Raw genomic sequence first — 16,426 nt, forward strand, 5'->3', positions numbered from 1 at the left:
CTGTTGAACCTCAACTAGACGCTGAACCTCAAGCAGAAACGGTACCGCAAGTTGACGCTACGGAACAAGCTGAAGTTCTAGGACAAGACAGCGAAGAAGAGTTCTCGTTTGATGACTTCGAACTTCCTGAGTTTAATGAAGAAGACGCGTTGGCAGAAGCCGATGCTGAAGCCGATGTTGAAGTAATACCAGACCCAGTTACTCCTGCTGTTGAACCTCAACTAGACGCTGAACCTCAAGTAGAATCGGCACCTCAAGTTGACGCTACGGGACAAGCTGAAGTTCCAGGACAAGACAGCGAAGACGAGTTCTCGTTTGATGATTTTGAACTGCCTGAGTTTAATGAAGAAGACGCATTGGCAGAAGCTGATGTTGAAGTAATACCAGAACCAGGTACTCCTGCTGTTGATTCTCAACTAGACGCTGAACCTCAAGCAGAAACGGCACCGAAAATTGAAGCTACGGAACAAGCTGAAGTTCAAGGGCAAGAAGACGAAGACGAATTCTCGTTTGATGACTTCGAATTGCCAGAGTTTGGTGAAGAAGATGCATTGGCGGAAGCCGTTAGTGAGCCTGATGAAGCTCAGTTAGAGCAAGATCTCGCTCCTGAGGCAGACAAGTTTGAGTTCGATGATCTTGACCTTCCTGAATATGACGAAGAAAGCGCAAAAGCAGACTCTGTTTTAGATGATATTGAGCAAAGCAGCGCAGAGCCAGTAGCGGAAGAAGAAGGCGTCGAGTTCGATGAGCTTGATTTGCCTGAATACGGTGAAGACGAAGCCATCTCAGATGCGTTTGCAGAGAAGCCGACACCACTGACTTCTTTTAGTCCGCAAGGTGAAGAGCAAGATGCGCTGCATGATTTGTTCTCAAATCCGCAAAGCTTTAGTCACGCTGACGACTTCTCCGATACAAAGGGGTTCTCGGACGAAGCAGGGTTCTCAGATGCAGAAGAACCTGAACTGGCAGCGTTCGCACAACCAGATGATTCACCGAGTTCATCTTCAGGATTAAATTCAACGCCTTTAGAATCAAACTCAGCACCTACAGCGGTTCAAGACGAACCACTAGAAGGCTTTGACGATTTTGATGAAACAGCATTGGCTGAGTTGCTTTCAGAAGATGTCCAAGACTCAGTCGACAATATGTTTGAGAAGCCATTAGATGCAACGTCGATTGACAGTGCAGGGCTCGATATCGATGCGATGCTTGAAGTTGGCGGTGAAGACTGGAAAGGCTTTAACTTAGCTCCAGAGCAGCAATCAAGCATGCACAATGGTGTTCCTGACGATCAACAAGAGATTTGGGCATCGGCTGAAAAACAAGCTGAACCTAAAATTAAAGAAGAGAATTGGGGTCAACAAGATAATCTAACAGAGTCGGGTAACAGTCGTGATAAGCAATACATGACGATTGACGAACTGATGGCTCAAGTAGAGCAAGAAGGCGAAGAAGCCATAAATCCAGATGATGAAGAGTTGAAGCTGGATGTTGGTCTCAATGAATTCCCTGATGTTATCGGTGATATCGGCAACTATGATGTCGATAACAATGCAGAAGCTGCTGGCAAGCTCGATTTGGCTAAAATCTATATCGAGATGAGTGATTCGCAAGGTGCAATTAAGCTTCTAGAAGAGGCGATAGTTGACGGGAGCGATGATATTCGTCGAGAGGCAAAGAATCTTATCGATACCTTAAACGGTCGATAAATTTAAAAAAATCATAAAGGGTAGCGTTGGCTACCCTTTATTTTTGGGTGAGCCCAAGCGCCTTTGTTTTATTTGGCTTCTTAAAACCACCGTCTAGGGCGGTAGTGATTGTTTATTGCAGTTTTAGCCCCATCCTATTTGGGCTAGCACTCATTTCCGTATATACTTCTTGCCCATTTTCAAAGAGAACAAGAACATGAAAATTGCTTTAGGTATTGAATATAACGGTACCCACTACTTTGGTTGGCAGCGCCAACGAGACGTGAAAAGTGTCCAAGAAGAATTGGAAAAGGCTCTTTCAGTTGTCGCGAATCATCCTGTAGAGGTTATGTGCGCAGGTCGTACAGATGCCGGTGTTCACGGTACGGGACAAGTCGTTCACTTTGAAACTAATGTTGATCGTAAAATGGTTGCTTGGACAATGGGCGCGAATGCCAACATGCCAAAAGATATTGCGGTTCGTTGGGCGACAGAAGTGAATGAGGATTTCCACGCTCGTTTTTCTGCAACTGCACGCCGTTATCGCTACATTATCTTTAATCATGCACTACGTCCTGGCATTCTGAATTCAGGCGTGAGCCATTACCATGGTCACCTTGATGAAAAAAAGATGCATGAAGCGGGTCAGTACTTGTTAGGCGAGAACGACTTCACTTCATTCAGAGCGACACATTGTCAATCTCGTAGTCCATGGAGAAACATGATTCACTTAAACGTGACTCGTCATGGACACTACATAGTGATCGATATTAAAGCGAATGCGTTTGTTCACCACATGGTGAGGAATATTACGGGTAGCCTAATTGCAGTAGGTAAAGGTGAGCAAAAACCAGAGTGGATCCAGTGGCTTTTAGAGGCTAAAGATCGAAAAGTGGCTGGCGCAACCGCCAAAGCGGAAGGCTTGTATCTGGTAGATGTTGATTATCCTGAACATTTTGAGTTACCACGAGAGCCAATTGGACCTCTGTTTTTACCGGATAATTTGAACTAAATGTGAGACTTAGGTTCAAAAAATATTACGGTTTCGTGCGTAAAATAGTGCCAGAAAATAGGTACAACCAGTTTTTTATCTACAGTCGCTGTTTTATGTGCTTTAATTCCCACGCATAATTCCCAAATTTATTTCTTTCGCAATCAAGCGTAAGAATCGAAACAAAAAGGTCTTCCATGAGTTGGCTTGAAAAGATTTTAGAAAAAAGCAACATCGTAACATCTCGTAAAGCGTCTATCCCTGAGGGTGTTTGGACTAAATGTACTTCTTGTGAGCAGGTTCTTTACCATGCTGAACTAGAGCGTAACCTAGAAGTGTGTCCGAAATGTGATCATCACATGCGCATGAAGGCACGTCGCCGTCTCGATACATTCCTAGATAAAGGTGAGCGCGTTGAACTAGGTGCTGATCTTGAGCCACAAGACAAACTGAAGTTTAAAGACTCTAAGCGCTACAAAGAACGTATCTCTACTGCTCAAAAGAACAGTGGTGAAACTGACGCGCTGATCGCAATGAAAGGTGAACTACTAGGTTTACCAATCGTAGCGTGTGCTTTTGAATTCTCATTTATGGGTGGTTCAATGGGCTCTGTTGTTGGTGCTCGTTTTGTGAAAGCGGTAGATGCGGCTATTGAGAACAACTGTGGTTTAGTTTGTTTCTCTGCAAGTGGTGGTGCTCGTATGCAAGAGGCATTGATGTCTCTAATGCAAATGGCAAAAACCAGTGCTGCTCTAGAGCGTTTATCTGCGAAAGGCCTACCGTTTGTTTCAGTAATGACTGATCCAACAATGGGTGGTGTTTCTGCGAGTTTGGCAATGCTTGGTGATATCAACATCGGTGAGCCAAAAGCGCTTATCGGTTTTGCTGGACGTCGTGTAATCGAACAAACTGTACGTGAAGACCTTCCTGAAGGTTTCCAACGCAGTGAGTTCCTACTAGACCACGGCGCTATCGACATGATCGTTGACCGTCGTGAGATGCGTCAGCGCGTTGCAAGCCTTGTTGCTAAAATGACCAACCAGCCTTCACCATTAGTAGTTTCTGTGAACGATTCACCGAATGAAGCTACTTATGAAGTACCAGAAGCGCCAGAAAAAGGGTAAAGTACCTTCTAACAAACCTACTTAATCATGGTTATGAGTTAGATGAGTCAACAACCTATTCCTCAAGCCACATCCTCTTTGGAGATGTGGCTTGATTATTTATCAAACATCCACACAAGCGCTATTGATCTTGGATTAGACCGAGTTCAGGCCGTCGCCTCTAAGGCAAACCTCACCAAACCTGCTCAACACGTTATTACTGTTGCCGGAACTAATGGCAAAGGCTCAACATGTGCACTAATGGAAGCTATTCTGTTGGATGCTGGTTACTCAGTTGGTGTCTACAGTTCTCCTCACTTAATTCGCTATAACGAACGTGTTCGTATTAACGGCCAAGATCTATCCGATGAAAAGATGGTTCAGTCTTTCAATTTCATTGAGAAAGAGCGCGGCGAGATCAGCCTTAGCTTTTTCGAATATGGGACTTTAGCGGCGTTACGTGCTTTTCAAACTGAAGCGGTTGATGTTGTGTTATTAGAAGTGGGTCTAGGTGGACGCCTAGATGCGACGAATATCGTTGAGCATGATGTTTCTGTGATTACCAGTTTGGCTGTCGACCATGTTGATTGGCTAGGTGATGACATCAATGTGATTGGTTTTGAGAAAGCCGGTATTTATCGTAGCGGTAAGCCAGCTATCTGTGGTCAACCTAAACCACCAGCTACGGTTGCTGCTCACGCTGATGACATTAAGGCTGAGTTCTATCAGGTGGGTATTCAATACACCTATGATGTAGACGGCGATACTTGGAACTGGCGCAGTGGTGCATTCCAACTAGAATCACTGCCTATTCCAAGTCTGCCGCTACCTAACGCAGCAACAGCATTGATGGCATTAGGTACTTCAGAACTTAGCATTAGCGATGTGAACATCGTTAATGGCATGAAGAACGCACAGCTACCTGGGCGTATGCAGAAAATTAGCGAACAACCCGTGATTGTGCTTGATGTTGCGCACAACCCGCATTCGGCTGAATACTTTGCGCAGCAAGTAACGAAGAAGTATGCAGGCAAAAATTTACACGTTGTAGTCGCCATGCTTCATGACAAAGATATCCCTGCGACATTGGAAGTATTAGCACCAATCACAACACATTGGTACCCAGCTTCGCTGAACGGCCCACGAGCCGCAACAGCTGCTGAATTGTGTCAAAGCCTACCTCAAGGCGTAGAGCAGCATTCAAACCCTGTAGTAGCGTTTGAAGCGGCTTTAGCTTCTGTTAAAGGTGACGATGTTGTACTGGTGGTCGGTTCTTTCCATACTGTGGGTGAAGTATTGGAGCATTGGCAGAAAAAAGGAAACTAAATGGCAAGTAAATTCCAAAGCCGATTAGTCGGTACCATCATTTTAGTGGCCATTGGTGTGATTGTATTGCCCGATGTGCTGGATGGTAAGAAGCTCCACTATAAAGAAGAGTTTGCAAGCATTCCGATTAAGCCAGAGCTTGATAGTAATGTAGAAGTTTTTGAAGTACTCGACCCTGTTGAAGATCAGATTGCACTGCCGGATTCTCCGGTTGAGCGAGTGGTTGAAAGTGGTGTTGATAATTCAGATAAGCAAACTGCGTCGGCTTCCAGTAACAAAGAAGCGGATAAAGTGGCAGTGGTGGTTAAGCCAGTACCGGAAAAAAATGAATACCAAGACAGTGCTTGGATTATTCAATTGATGGCTTTGAAGAATGCTGACAACGCAAAAAACGTTGTTAAGGATTTACAAAAGCGTGGTTACCAGGCTCACACCAAGCAAGAAAAAACGTTTACGCGAGTAATTATTGGCCCGGATGTCTCTAAATCCAAACTTGAGCGACAAATTAAGGAATTAGAAAAAATTACGGGCTCAAAAGGCCAATTGCTCAAATTTAAACCGTTAAATCCATAAGAAAACGTTTGCGTCAGCATTTTTTCTGTTAAAATGCGCGCCAACTTAAGATGAAGAATTCATGAATTGGTTAGATTTTGTCATTTTAGGCGTGATCGGCTTCTCTGCCGTGATCAGTTTAGTTCGCGGTTTCGCTAAAGAAGCGTTGTCACTTGTTATTTGGTTTGGAGCATTTTTTATTGCTAGCCAGTACTACGCTAAATTAGCCATGTACTTCACCAATATCGAAGATGAGATGTTTCGAAACGGAACTGCGATAGCAGCATTATTTGTTGCAACGTTAGTTGTCGGTGCCTTAGTTAACTATGTCATCGGTCAGCTAGTTCAGAAAACAGGCCTGTCGGGTACAGACAGAATCCTCGGTGTCGTCTTTGGCGGCTTACGTGGTGTTCTGATTGTCTCAGCAGTGTTGTTTTTCATGGATGCGTTTACTGCATTCCCAAGTTCTGAGTGGTGGGAGAATTCGCAGTTGGTTCCGGAGTTTAGCCGAATCATTGCGCCGTTCTTTGAGCATTTACAAGCAACATCTAGTTTCTTATCTGGCGCGCTTTAGCGCCAGTTAATGTCGAAAATCGAGGATTAGGACATGTGTGGTATTGTTGGAATCGTGGGTTCAACACCTGTAAACCAGTCTATTTATGACGCTTTAACGGTATTGCAGCATCGTGGCCAAGATGCCGCTGGTATTTGTACCATAGAAAGCAATCGTTTCCGTCTGCGTAAGGCGAACGGTTTAGTTAAAGATGTTTTTGAAGCAAAACACATGCAACGCCTCCAAGGTAACGTGGGTATTGGTCATGTTCGTTATCCTACAGCGGGAAGCTCGAGTGCTTCTGAAGCGCAGCCTTTCTACGTAAACTCTCCTTTTGGTATCACGTTGGCGCACAACGGCAACCTAACGAATGCAAGTGAAGTTCGTGAGAAGTTGTTCGAAAAAGACCGTCGTCATGTTAACACAACCTCTGATTCTGAAGTTCTACTGAACGTATTGGCTCATGAAATCGATACTGTTAAAGGTAATGTGACTTCAGAAGATGTGTTCCGCGCCGTTGCAAACGTGCACCGTACTATTCGTGGTGCTTACGCAGTGACAGCGATGATCATCGGCCACGGTATGATCGCATTCCGTGACCCACATGGTATTCGTCCACTGTGTCTTGGTAAGCGTGAAATTAACGGTAAAACAGAGTACATGGTTGCGTCTGAATCGGTAGCGTTAGACGCTGTTGGTTTTGATTTTATGCGCGATGTTGCCCCTGGTGAAGCTATCTACGCAACATTCAATGGTGAGCTTTTCACTAAACAATGCGCAGATAACCCACAACTAAACCCATGTATTTTCGAGTTTGTTTATTTTGCTCGTCCTGATTCATTCATCGATAAAATTTCGGTTTACAGCGCACGCGTTGAGATGGGTGAGATGTTAGGCAAGCGTATTAAAGAAGAGTACGCAGACCTAGACATTGACGTGGTAATTCCAATCCCTGAAACATCGAATGATATTGCTCTACGAATTGCTCAAGCGATCAATAAGCCATATCGTCAAGGTTTCGTGAAAAACCGCTATGTTGGCCGCACGTTTATCATGCCTGGTCAGCAACAGCGTAAGAAGTCGGTTCGCCGTAAGCTCAACGCAATTCGTTCTGAGTTTAAAGGTAAGAACGTTCTATTGGTTGATGATTCTATTGTTCGTGGCACGACATCAGAGCAGATCATTGAGATGGCTCGTGATTCTGGCGCAAGCAAAGTCTTCATGGTTTCTGCTGCTCCTGAGGTTCGTTTCCCGAACGTTTACGGCATCGATATGCCGAGCGCGACGGAGCTTATTGCTCATGGCCGTGATAACGAAACGATTTGTAAGCAGATTGGTGCCGATGCTTTGATTTTCCAAACGCTACCAGACTTAATCTCTGCAGTAGGTATGGGTAATCAAGACATCTCTCGTTTTGATACATCCGTATTCAACGGCGAGTATGTAACGGGCGATATCGACCAAGCGTACCTTGATTTCCTAGACTCTTTACGTAATGACGATTCAAAGGTTGAGCGTGAGATCCAACAAGATCTCGCGAACCTAGAGTTACATAACGAAGGCGCTTAGCGTACTCATAAAAAATGAGTAATAAAAAACCAGAGCATCGGCTCTGGTTTTTTTGTTTGCGGGGGAAGGGGATTGAATCTTAGTGAATGTGGTATGCGATCACAAAATCGATAAACAATCTAACCTTCTCTGGCAGGTGGTCTTTGTGGTTATAAAGCATGTAAATATCACGAGGGTTAGCACTCCAGTCTTCTAAGACTTGCACTAAGCTGCCATCTTCAATGTATTCACGGATCATCACGTCAGGCATTAGGGTGATACCTAGGCCTTCTGAACAGGCTTGTCTTACGACATTAAGCGCATTCGCATTGAAACGACCTTTCTCGCTATTCACGACCGTCTCTTCATTCGAATTACTCAGCTGCCACTTAATCAGCGGATAGCCTTTAAGTAGCGAATGATTCGCGAGCTCTTCTGCATGACTTGGTGCCGGGTTCTTCGCTAAGTAGTCAGGACTTGCGATAAGAATATCCTTCACTTCACTGATCTTTCTTGCGATTAAGCTTGAATCACGCTGCGGGCCGACTCTGAAAATGACATCCCACTCGGTTGGATCAAGCTGATCAGCTTGGTTGTTCATCATCAGCTCAATATTGATATCAGGGTATTGAGTCATGAATTCACTGAACATCGGCATCATCATGCGCTTGGTCAGGTTTGAGGGCGCGGTAATGCGAATCTTCCCTGAAGCACCCTTACACACGTCAGTGAGTTCTTCTGCAGTAGAAGATAGACGTTGTAGTAACGGTGAGCATTCATTGAAAAAACGTTCGCCAGCCTCTGTTAAAGAGAGTTTACGCGCGTGTCTATTGAGAAGCCTTAGGTTCAAAGAGTCTTCTAAGGCTTGGATGCGTCGTGTAATGGTCGCAACCGGAATCATTGTCTTGCGCGATGTTGCGGTGTAGCTCCCATTTTCAACGACAAGTCGAAAGAGGTTTAAATCATCTAATTTCATAAATCCAGACACATTTGTTTACAATCTCATCTAATTTATACGTAATATTGAGATCAATGTTTGCGTTACGTCAACTCGTTGCACTATTTACCAGTATTCCAACCCTTGTCACGAATTACCAGTAAAGAGTGAACATTTGTGTATTTAGTATTTTATTACTAAGTTTTATATTAGTTCTTAGAACAGATAACAATAATAATTCGACTTAGTTTTGTGAGGTTAGAGATTATGTACAAAACTCACAGTCAGCCAGTTATGACCTCGGCTCAGGAAGTTCTCAATCAAAAATGCGTTATGTTGGTTGATGATGATCCTATTTTTCGCCGGATAACCAGCGCGTACTTAGACAAGATTGGTTATAAAGTGGTTGAGGCTGAAAATGGGCTGGACGCTCTGCAAAAGCTTAGAGACTCAGCGCCAGATTTAATTGTGTGTGACTTATCAATGCCGATACTGGATGGCATTGAGCTTGTCGAAGAGCTCAGTTTAGAGTATCCGTCACTGCCTATGATCGTTGTGTCTGGCACTGATGATATGTCTGATGTGGCGAAAGCATTACGATTTGGTATCAAAGACTTTTTAGCGAAACCTCTAGAGGATCACGGTCACTTAGGAAGTGCGATTGCGAATACGTTGACAGATTCGTTCGATAACATTTCAGACCAACGAGATTTTTCAAGCCAATGGTTCTGCGTTGATGACGGTGGCGAGATCCCTGAAGACCAAGAGTTGCATTGGCATCTAAACTACCTGCAAGATAACCCGAGTGCTGCAAGAGACTTATTGCACGCGCTGCTTCCAGATAAAGACACACGACAAGGCTCATGGCGTTGCAGTTACCGTTTACTGCAATCAACAGAAATGATGCCGCTTGTGTTTGATTATGCGTGGATGATGAACGGGCAGTTTGCTTTCTACCTTGTCGATTCGTCGTCTTCTGATAACGGTGGCTCAGCGGCCACATTGTTGGTGAGAGCGTTATTCCACGATTACATCAGAAATAGAAAAGATTTTAACGTTGATCTCAAAGATATTGCGGAAATTTTGGAGAAGGGGATTCGTTGCTCTAAATGTTCAACCCCTGTGAATGCTTTGTTTGGTGTTGCTGATCTTGCTGTGGGAACTATCTCTATTTTACCTGCGGGTTTAGATGGACAATGGTCGAATGGCGAATTGAATCAACATATTGCAGCAGGCGAGCGCTTGGGTGAGAACTGTAAGAAGAACTTTATTACAAGGGATCTTCCGATTGAACAAGGCTGCCAGCTCTCATTGAGCCTGCTTGGATCGGCCAGTTTTAGTTTAGACATACACCAAGGGTCCACTGATTAACCCTATATTTCCTCGGTTTTTGTGAATAATTGATTAAGGTATAGTTGCGCAAATGGTGTGGCTATGCCTTTTTTGTTAAATGTCGATTTAGCAAAGCGGGTTTGGTTCGCCAGATACTTACCTTTACTAACAAAAACAAGAAGCAATCATGGCAGATAACAAAGACTTTCAAGACCCGTTTAATGTATTCTATTTTTTAGGATTTTTAGCCGCATTTTTAGCGATTCCATTACTCCCAGCAACCCTTACGTTGATCCGAGTATTCAATGGTTACGCAACATTCTAGTTAAGCTATCGTCGCCGATTGGTGATAGCTAACTCAAGGAGGCCACAATTAGCGTTCGAGTTTTAAGCCTCAATATTGCTGGTGGCCTTTGTATCATTCTTGCAGTTCTAGGGATCGTTTTACCCGTTCTGCCAACCACGCCTTTTCTCCTTCTTGCCAGCGCATGTTTCATGCGAAGCAACCCCAAAGTTCACAAATGGATGCATGAGCATAAAACGCTGGGTCCCTTGTTGAACAATTGGTATCAACACGGTGCCGTTACCAAGCAAGTTAAAACGCGTGGCGTGTTCTTTATCTTGTTGAGTTTTGCGTTATCGATCTACTTTGCCCCGCTCATTTGGGTCAAGGTTTTCCTAATTTGTGTACTTGTTATTCTTCTCACATGGTTTATGCGACTTCCAACCCATGAGTTGGTTGCTGACAGCAAAGAAAATCACTACCATTAAGCCAGTGTGCCTGCTTGTATAGCGGGCGTTTATTATTTCAGCAATCAGAGTTATGACTCTCGTTGCAATGAATACCAATCGTACCTTTCCTTAATTCCGAGCGTTGATGTTTGATTCGTTAACGAGAGTTTGGAAAGCGGCCTAATGAAGTGCATAAGATTATGAACACAGAAAAAATCTCTCTGATCAAAGCAAGCATCAAAAGCATTCCTGATTACCCTAAAGCGGGTATTTTGTTCCGTGACGTAACAAGCTTGATGGAAGATCCTGTCGCTTACAAAGCGACAATTGACCTGTTAGTGGACACATACAAGGGCATGGGCTTTACTAAGATCGTTGGTACTGAAGCTCGTGGTTTCCTATTTGGTGCGCCTCTTGCTCTTGAGCTAGGTGTCGGCTTCATCCCTGTTCGTAAACCGGGCAAGTTGCCTCGTCAAACTGTGGCACAATCTTATGAGCTTGAGTACGGCACTGATACGCTAGAAATCCATACCGATGCTATCGTTGAAGGCGATAAAGTGCTGATGGTTGATGACTTGCTAGCAACAGGCGGTACGATTGAAGCGACAACAAAGCTGATTCGTCAGCTTGGTGGTGTGGTAGAACACGCTGCATTTGTTATTAACCTTCCAGAAATCGGTGGTGATAAGCGCTTACAAGGCTTAGGTCTAGAAGTGTTTAGCATCTGCGAATTCGACGGTCACTAATCCTTTCGGAATTATTCATGAGCTATCTTGCGTTAGCGCGAAAATGGCGACCAACCAAATTCAAAGAAGTGGTTGGTCAAGCCCATGTTTTAACAGCATTAGAGAATGCCCTTAGCCAAAATAGGTTGCATCACGCTTACCTATTCAGCGGTACACGAGGTGTCGGTAAAACGACCATCGGCCGTTTGTTTGCTAAGGGACTCAACTGTGAAACAGGCATTACTTCAACCCCTTGTGGTGAGTGTGCAACCTGCAAAGAGATCGATGAAGGTCGTTTTGTTGACCTGCTCGAGATCGATGCTGCCTCACGTACTAAGGTAGAAGATACCCGCGAGCTTCTGGACAATGTTCAGTACAAGCCTGCACGTGGTCGCTTCAAGGTTTACCTAATCGATGAAGTACACATGCTGTCTAGGCACAGCTTTAACGCGCTTCTAAAGACCTTAGAAGAGCCGCCTGAGTATGTGAAGTTCTTGCTCGCAACGACGGATCCGCAAAAGCTTCCTGTGACTATATTGTCGCGTTGTCTGCAATTCCACCTTAAGCCGATTAGCGTTGATAATATCCACGAGCAACTCGATCATATTCTTGAACAAGAAAATGTGACGTCTGAATCTCGTGCGCTTGGAATGATTGCTCATGCCGCTGATGGCAGTATGCGTGACGCTCTTAGCCTAACAGACCAAGCTATCGCATTAGGTAATGGCAATGTAGTGACAGACACTGTTGCTCACATGCTTGGAACGCTGGATACAGACCAAGCGATTCATCTACTTGAAGCGATTAGCAGTAAACAACCACAATTAGCGATGGCTTGTATTCAAGCTCTTGCTGAAAATGGCGTTGAGTGGGATGGATTGCTGAGTCAACTTGCGGCTCAATTACACCGTTTGGCGATGTATCAAGCTCTGCCGTCTACTTTAGACAAGGCTCAGCCTGATGCTGAAAGGCTAGAACTGCTGAGCAAAGCGTTAAGCCCTCAAGACATCCAACTCTACTACCAGATAGTGTTGAAAGGGCGTCAAGACTTGCCATTATCGCCAACCGCTCGTGTTGGTATCGAGATGGTGGTTCTGCGTATGTTGGCATTCAGACCTGCTGAGCAAACTGTTGCTACGGCTATCTCTACTGAGTCGACTAGCCCAGCGCCTGCTCCTGCAGCTCAGAATCCGGTTCAGAACCAGGTTCAGAGTGTTGCTCAGCCAGTGAGTCAAGCTGCGCCAATGGCCGCTCCGAGACAGTCAGCTCAGGCTCCAGCGGTTTCACAGCCTCAAGTGCCTCAACAAGCTCCTGTTCAGCAGCAGCCTGTGCAACAGCAACCGCCGCAGAATCAGAACCAATATTCAGATTCGCAAGGTTACGCTGATCATTCAGGCAACCAAGGTTATCCAGAACAGGATTACCCGCACAGTCAGTATGACGCGCCACCTGCTTATGATGAGCGTCCAAGCTACGGTACAGAGCAGCCGATGAGTCCCATGACTCAGCAAGCTAATTATCAGAATCAAGAGCAGCCAAATGTTGCTCCCGTTGCACCTTCTGTTCCACCTGTTTCTTCTGCTTCGCAAGAGCAACCAGCACGTGCAACTTCGCCTGTGAGTGGTTTACGTCACCAATTGCGTTCTCAACGTAGAGGTGGTGCAGCAACAGAAAACAAAGGTTCGGCGCCAAAAAAGGCTAAAGCGACACCAGCTAAAACTTCAGTTCTTGACCGAGTTGCTCAGCAACACGGTGGTTCTGAGCGGGTGTCGCCAGCTTCTTTAACCGCCTCTTCGACAGAAAATGTGACCAACGATAATGAACCTTATCGCTGGAAACCGTCTAAACCTGTAGTGAAAGAGGTGAGCAAAGAGCTTACACCTACTCAGATCAAGCGTGCGTTAGAGCATATTAAGACACCAGAAATGGTCGATAAATTGCTTCAAGAGTCGATTGTTCAAGATGAATGGTCCGCCACGATTCAAAAGCTAGAGACAGCCAAGCTTGTTGAACAGTTAGCATTGAACTCAGTATTTACTAAGATTGACACATCAATCACCTTAACGTTAAGAGCGAGCCAGGCTCACTTGAATACGGACCGTGCACAGAGTGAGCTATTACAGTCTCTCAATACTGTGCTTGGAGAAGAGTGTCATTTGAGTGTTGAAATTGGTGATGGTGGAGAAACACCGCTAGAACTGCGAGAAAGATTGTATCAAAGCAAGTTGAAAGACGCGTTTACCAGTTTGGAAAACGATGCCAACGTACAGTTTATCGAAAGACGTTTTGCTGCCGAGTTGGATAGAGACAGCGTTCGTCCAATATAGTGTTCCTCCAATATCGATATGCCTTTCATTTAGTGATGAGCATATCATCCTTGGAAAGCAAATCAGAGAACTGAACTCGTGGGGTTGAATCACAGTGTTTTAACCCCCATTTAAGCCCTTAGTAGCTTAAATGATTTTAATAAACCAATTAGACCAGAGAGTAATAACATGTTTGGTAAAGGCGGTATGGGCAACATGATGAAGCAAGCCCAGCAAATGCAAGAACGCATGCAAAAGCTTCAAGAAGAAATCGCAAATATGGAAGTTACAGGTGAGTCAGGTGCTGGCCTTGTAAAAATTACGATTACTGGTAGTCACAGTGTTCGTCGCGTTGATATCGATGAAAGCCTAATGGAAGACGATAAAGAGATGCTTGAAGATCTTATCGCAGCCGCTTTCAACGATGCAGCTCGTCGTGTTGAAGAGACTCAAAAAGAGAAAATGGCTGGCGTAACTGGTGGGATGCAACTTCCACCAGGTATGAAAATGCCTTTCTAAGCGACTTATTTATAAGAGACTTGTCTCTTCCAACGGCTTGTTCTTGAATAAGCCGTTATTTAAAGTTAGAACGGTTAAATATGCGTACCAGTTATATGCTGGAGCATTTGATGGAGGCCTTACGTTGTCTACCTGGGGTTGGCCCCAAGTCGGCGCAGCGTATGGCCTTTCATTTGTTACAGCGCGATAGAAAAGGCGGCCTACAGTTGGCTGAAGCTCTTAGCCAAGCAATGACGGAAATTGGTCATTGTAATGAGTGCCGTACCTTTACTGAAGAAGATACTTGCCACATTTGTACTAATCCTAAACGTCAGGATAACGGTCAAATCTGTGTAGTTGAGAGCCCTGCAGATATTGCAGCTATCGAAGCAACTGGCCAATATTCTGGTCGTTACTTTGTGCTAATGGGTCACCTTTCACCACTTGATGGAATTGGTCCAAGTGATATCGGTCTCGATGTTTTGGACTACCGCTTACGTCGTGGTGATATCAACGAAGTTATTCTAGCGACCAATCCAACCGTCGAAGGTGAAGCAACAGCGCATTATATTGCTGAGTTGTGTCATGCACATGAAGTGAATGCGAGCCGTATTGCTCACGGTGTTCCTGTTGGTGGAGAGTTAGAGCTGGTGGATGGCACCACGCTTTCGCACTCTTTACTCGGTCGTCATAAGATCTAAAAAAGCCGCTTGGTGAATTATCACTAAGCGGCTTTTTCTTTATCAAGGCAGTCTGAATATCTTCCCTATATTCACTTTAGCTGAATATCACTATCTAATTAGAAGCGGTAATCGACAGACACGGTAAATTCGCTGTTGTTTGGTACAGAGAGTTCAATTAAGTTACCTTCAGAATATGATTCGAACATATGGCGGTATTGGAAATCGGCGGAAACGTTTTTCATGATCTTGTATTGAATACCTGCTTGTAAACCGTACACAAAGTCGGTTTCTTTAGATTTAGCTGAACCATTCTGTGAAGAGTCAATTAGATCAATATACTCCCCTTTAAAAGTGTTTTGTGTCATACCAACAGTCGCGCCACCAAATACCGAGAACTGAGAGTTAATGGCATGAACATAGTCATAAGAAACGAGGAACTCGGTTTGTGCAAGGTCCAGGTTAATTTCATCATCGTAGTCAGTAACTCCGCTATGCCATAGTTCGTTGTCACCAGTAAAATTAATCGTACCCGTAATTCTGTGGTTCTCTTGAATGTAGGCACCACCCCGAATATGGAATGCTGCCCCTTTGGCTGTTTTGCTTTCTTTTTGTCCTAGTGCGGAAAGCTCAGCTTTAGCTGAGTGGTAGCCTAAGCCGCCACCAACAAAAAACTCGGTTTTAATTGGTTCTGGCATTAATTCAGGGGTTGGTGCTGATTCACTAGCGATAGCTGTTGTTGCCGTTAAAGAAGAGATTGCTAATACAAGTAATGTTTTTTTCATTGTTATGTCCATCGGTATAGGGAATTGGGTGCATTATGCGTAGCCCTGTTACCTACGGCTAATGATTCAATGGAATAGCCTTGTTAACTGAAAGTTATTAGGCTTGCGAGAGGGGGGGGCTTATTTTAGGACGCTGGATGAGGGATAGTTAGACCACGAAGTTTCTATTAGCTGTAGAAAAGCCGCTGGCTTTGAAGTGACCCCGTAAAGTTGGACATTTCTGTTAAGCGGCTTTCAAGGCCTGAGTTCGATATTCTATCGGAGTCAGGCCTTTTAGTTTCACTTTTATACGTTTGGTATTGTAGGTATTGTAGTACTCGATGTATTCTTTAATTTGCTCTATCAGAGCATCTGCGTCTTCAAAGCTTTGGTTGTGATACATCTCGGTTTTGAGTAAAGCAAAAAAGTTTTCAGCAACAGCATTATCCAAGCAGTTACCTTTTCTCGACATGCTTTGCGTTAACCCACCCTCTGCTACCTTTTTCTGATACTGTCGATGGCGATATTGCCAACCTTGATCGCTGTGTATAATTGGCTTTGAGTTGGGTTTAAGCGTTGATATAGCCTCCGTCAGCATATCCGTGACGAGCGGCAAGCAGGCATTTTTGGCCACTCTATAAGCAACCACTTCCTGAGTAAACAAGTCGACAACGGGAGACAAGTATACTTT

The 16,426-nt window shown here is 44.5% G+C and carries 17 protein-coding genes; 14 read left to right on the plus strand and 3 right to left on the minus strand.

All coding sequences use genetic code 11. The features are described from left to right. The 7 genes from H5300_RS20805 to purF form a co-directional block, all read left to right on the plus strand. A partial coding sequence (locus tag H5300_RS20805; protein ID WP_310736174.1) for a FimV/HubP family polar landmark protein occupies positions 1-1,709 on the plus strand: 1,709 nt, incomplete at its 5' end. 196 nt (positions 1,710-1,905) lie between these two features. Further along, positions 1,906-2,700: a tRNA pseudouridine(38-40) synthase TruA gene (truA, locus tag H5300_RS20810; RefSeq protein ID WP_004734161.1), complete on the plus strand. Its 795-nt coding sequence runs from the start codon at positions 1,906-1,908 to the stop codon at positions 2,698-2,700. A 176-nt stretch (positions 2,701-2,876) separates the two neighbouring features. After that, entirely contained in the window at positions 2,877-3,803 is a 927-nt protein-coding gene (gene accD / locus H5300_RS20815; protein ID WP_004734162.1) for an acetyl-CoA carboxylase, carboxyltransferase subunit beta, read from the plus strand. A gap of 42 nt (positions 3,804-3,845) precedes the next feature. Beyond that, positions 3,846-5,108: a bifunctional tetrahydrofolate synthase/dihydrofolate synthase gene (gene folC, locus H5300_RS20820; protein WP_182796765.1), complete on the plus strand. Its 1,263-nt coding sequence runs from the start codon at positions 3,846-3,848 to the stop codon at positions 5,106-5,108. Then, positions 5,109-5,681 carry an SPOR domain-containing protein gene (locus tag H5300_RS20825; protein WP_017084069.1) on the plus strand — a complete coding sequence of 191 codons (573 nt, stop codon included), beginning with the start codon at positions 5,109-5,111 and terminating at the stop codon, positions 5,679-5,681. A 61-nt stretch (positions 5,682-5,742) separates the two neighbouring features. Further along, positions 5,743-6,234, plus strand: a complete 492-nt coding sequence (locus H5300_RS20830; RefSeq protein ID WP_004734165.1) for a CvpA family protein — start codon at positions 5,743-5,745, stop codon at positions 6,232-6,234. Between the two features lie 33 nt (positions 6,235-6,267). Next, positions 6,268-7,782 carry an amidophosphoribosyltransferase gene (purF, locus tag H5300_RS20835; RefSeq protein WP_004734166.1) on the plus strand — a complete coding sequence of 505 codons (1,515 nt, stop codon included), beginning with the start codon at positions 6,268-6,270 and terminating at the stop codon, positions 7,780-7,782. A 79-nt stretch (positions 7,783-7,861) separates the two neighbouring features. Here the strand turns inward: purF and H5300_RS20840 are convergent, their stop codons facing one another. Next, complete coding sequence (locus H5300_RS20840) at positions 7,862-8,737, minus strand: LysR family transcriptional regulator (RefSeq protein ID WP_004734167.1); 876 nt, start codon at positions 8,735-8,737, stop codon at positions 7,862-7,864. A 228-nt stretch (positions 8,738-8,965) separates the two neighbouring features. On the opposite strand from H5300_RS20840, the gene H5300_RS20845 reads away from it, so the two are divergent. The 7 genes from H5300_RS20845 (at position 8,966) to recR (ending at position 14,992) form a co-directional block, all read left to right on the plus strand. After that, positions 8,966-10,069: a response regulator gene (locus H5300_RS20845; RefSeq protein WP_102448177.1), complete on the plus strand. Its 1,104-nt coding sequence runs from the start codon at positions 8,966-8,968 to the stop codon at positions 10,067-10,069. A gap of 148 nt (positions 10,070-10,217) precedes the next feature. After that, a complete protein-coding gene (locus H5300_RS20850; protein WP_004734169.1) occupies positions 10,218-10,355 on the plus strand; it encodes a hypothetical protein in 138 nt (45 codons plus the stop codon). A 74-nt stretch (positions 10,356-10,429) separates the two neighbouring features. Continuing rightward, positions 10,430-10,801 carry a YbaN family protein gene (locus H5300_RS20855; protein WP_065204975.1) on the plus strand — a complete coding sequence of 124 codons (372 nt, stop codon included), beginning with the start codon at positions 10,430-10,432 and terminating at the stop codon, positions 10,799-10,801. Between the two features lie 161 nt (positions 10,802-10,962). Further along, complete coding sequence (gene apt, locus H5300_RS20860; protein WP_182796766.1) at positions 10,963-11,508, plus strand: adenine phosphoribosyltransferase; 546 nt, start codon at positions 10,963-10,965, stop codon at positions 11,506-11,508. A gap of 17 nt (positions 11,509-11,525) precedes the next feature. Then, positions 11,526-13,814 (plus strand): DNA polymerase III subunit gamma/tau, encoded by a 2,289-nt coding sequence (dnaX, locus tag H5300_RS20865; protein ID WP_182796767.1) that lies wholly within the window; start codon positions 11,526-11,528, stop codon positions 13,812-13,814. 168 nt (positions 13,815-13,982) lie between these two features. After that, positions 13,983-14,312 carry a YbaB/EbfC family nucleoid-associated protein gene (locus tag H5300_RS20870; protein WP_004734156.1) on the plus strand — a complete coding sequence of 110 codons (330 nt, stop codon included), beginning with the start codon at positions 13,983-13,985 and terminating at the stop codon, positions 14,310-14,312. An 80-nt stretch (positions 14,313-14,392) separates the two neighbouring features. Beyond that, positions 14,393-14,992 carry a recombination mediator RecR gene (gene recR / locus H5300_RS20875; protein WP_182796768.1) on the plus strand — a complete coding sequence of 200 codons (600 nt, stop codon included), beginning with the start codon at positions 14,393-14,395 and terminating at the stop codon, positions 14,990-14,992. A 98-nt stretch (positions 14,993-15,090) separates the two neighbouring features. Here the strand turns inward: recR and H5300_RS20880 are convergent, their stop codons facing one another. After that, positions 15,091-15,756, minus strand: coding sequence for a porin family protein (locus H5300_RS20880; protein WP_182796769.1), 666 nt, complete (start codon positions 15,754-15,756; stop codon positions 15,091-15,093). A 223-nt stretch (positions 15,757-15,979) separates the two neighbouring features. After that, positions 15,980-16,426 (minus strand): IS3 family transposase (locus tag H5300_RS20885; protein WP_182796770.1); only part of this gene is annotated, 447 nt, incomplete at its 5' end.

It is taken from the genome of Vibrio sp. SG41-7 (assembly GCF_014164465.1).
In the GTDB taxonomy this organism is placed as follows: domain Bacteria; phylum Pseudomonadota; class Gammaproteobacteria; order Enterobacterales; family Vibrionaceae; genus Vibrio; species Vibrio splendidus.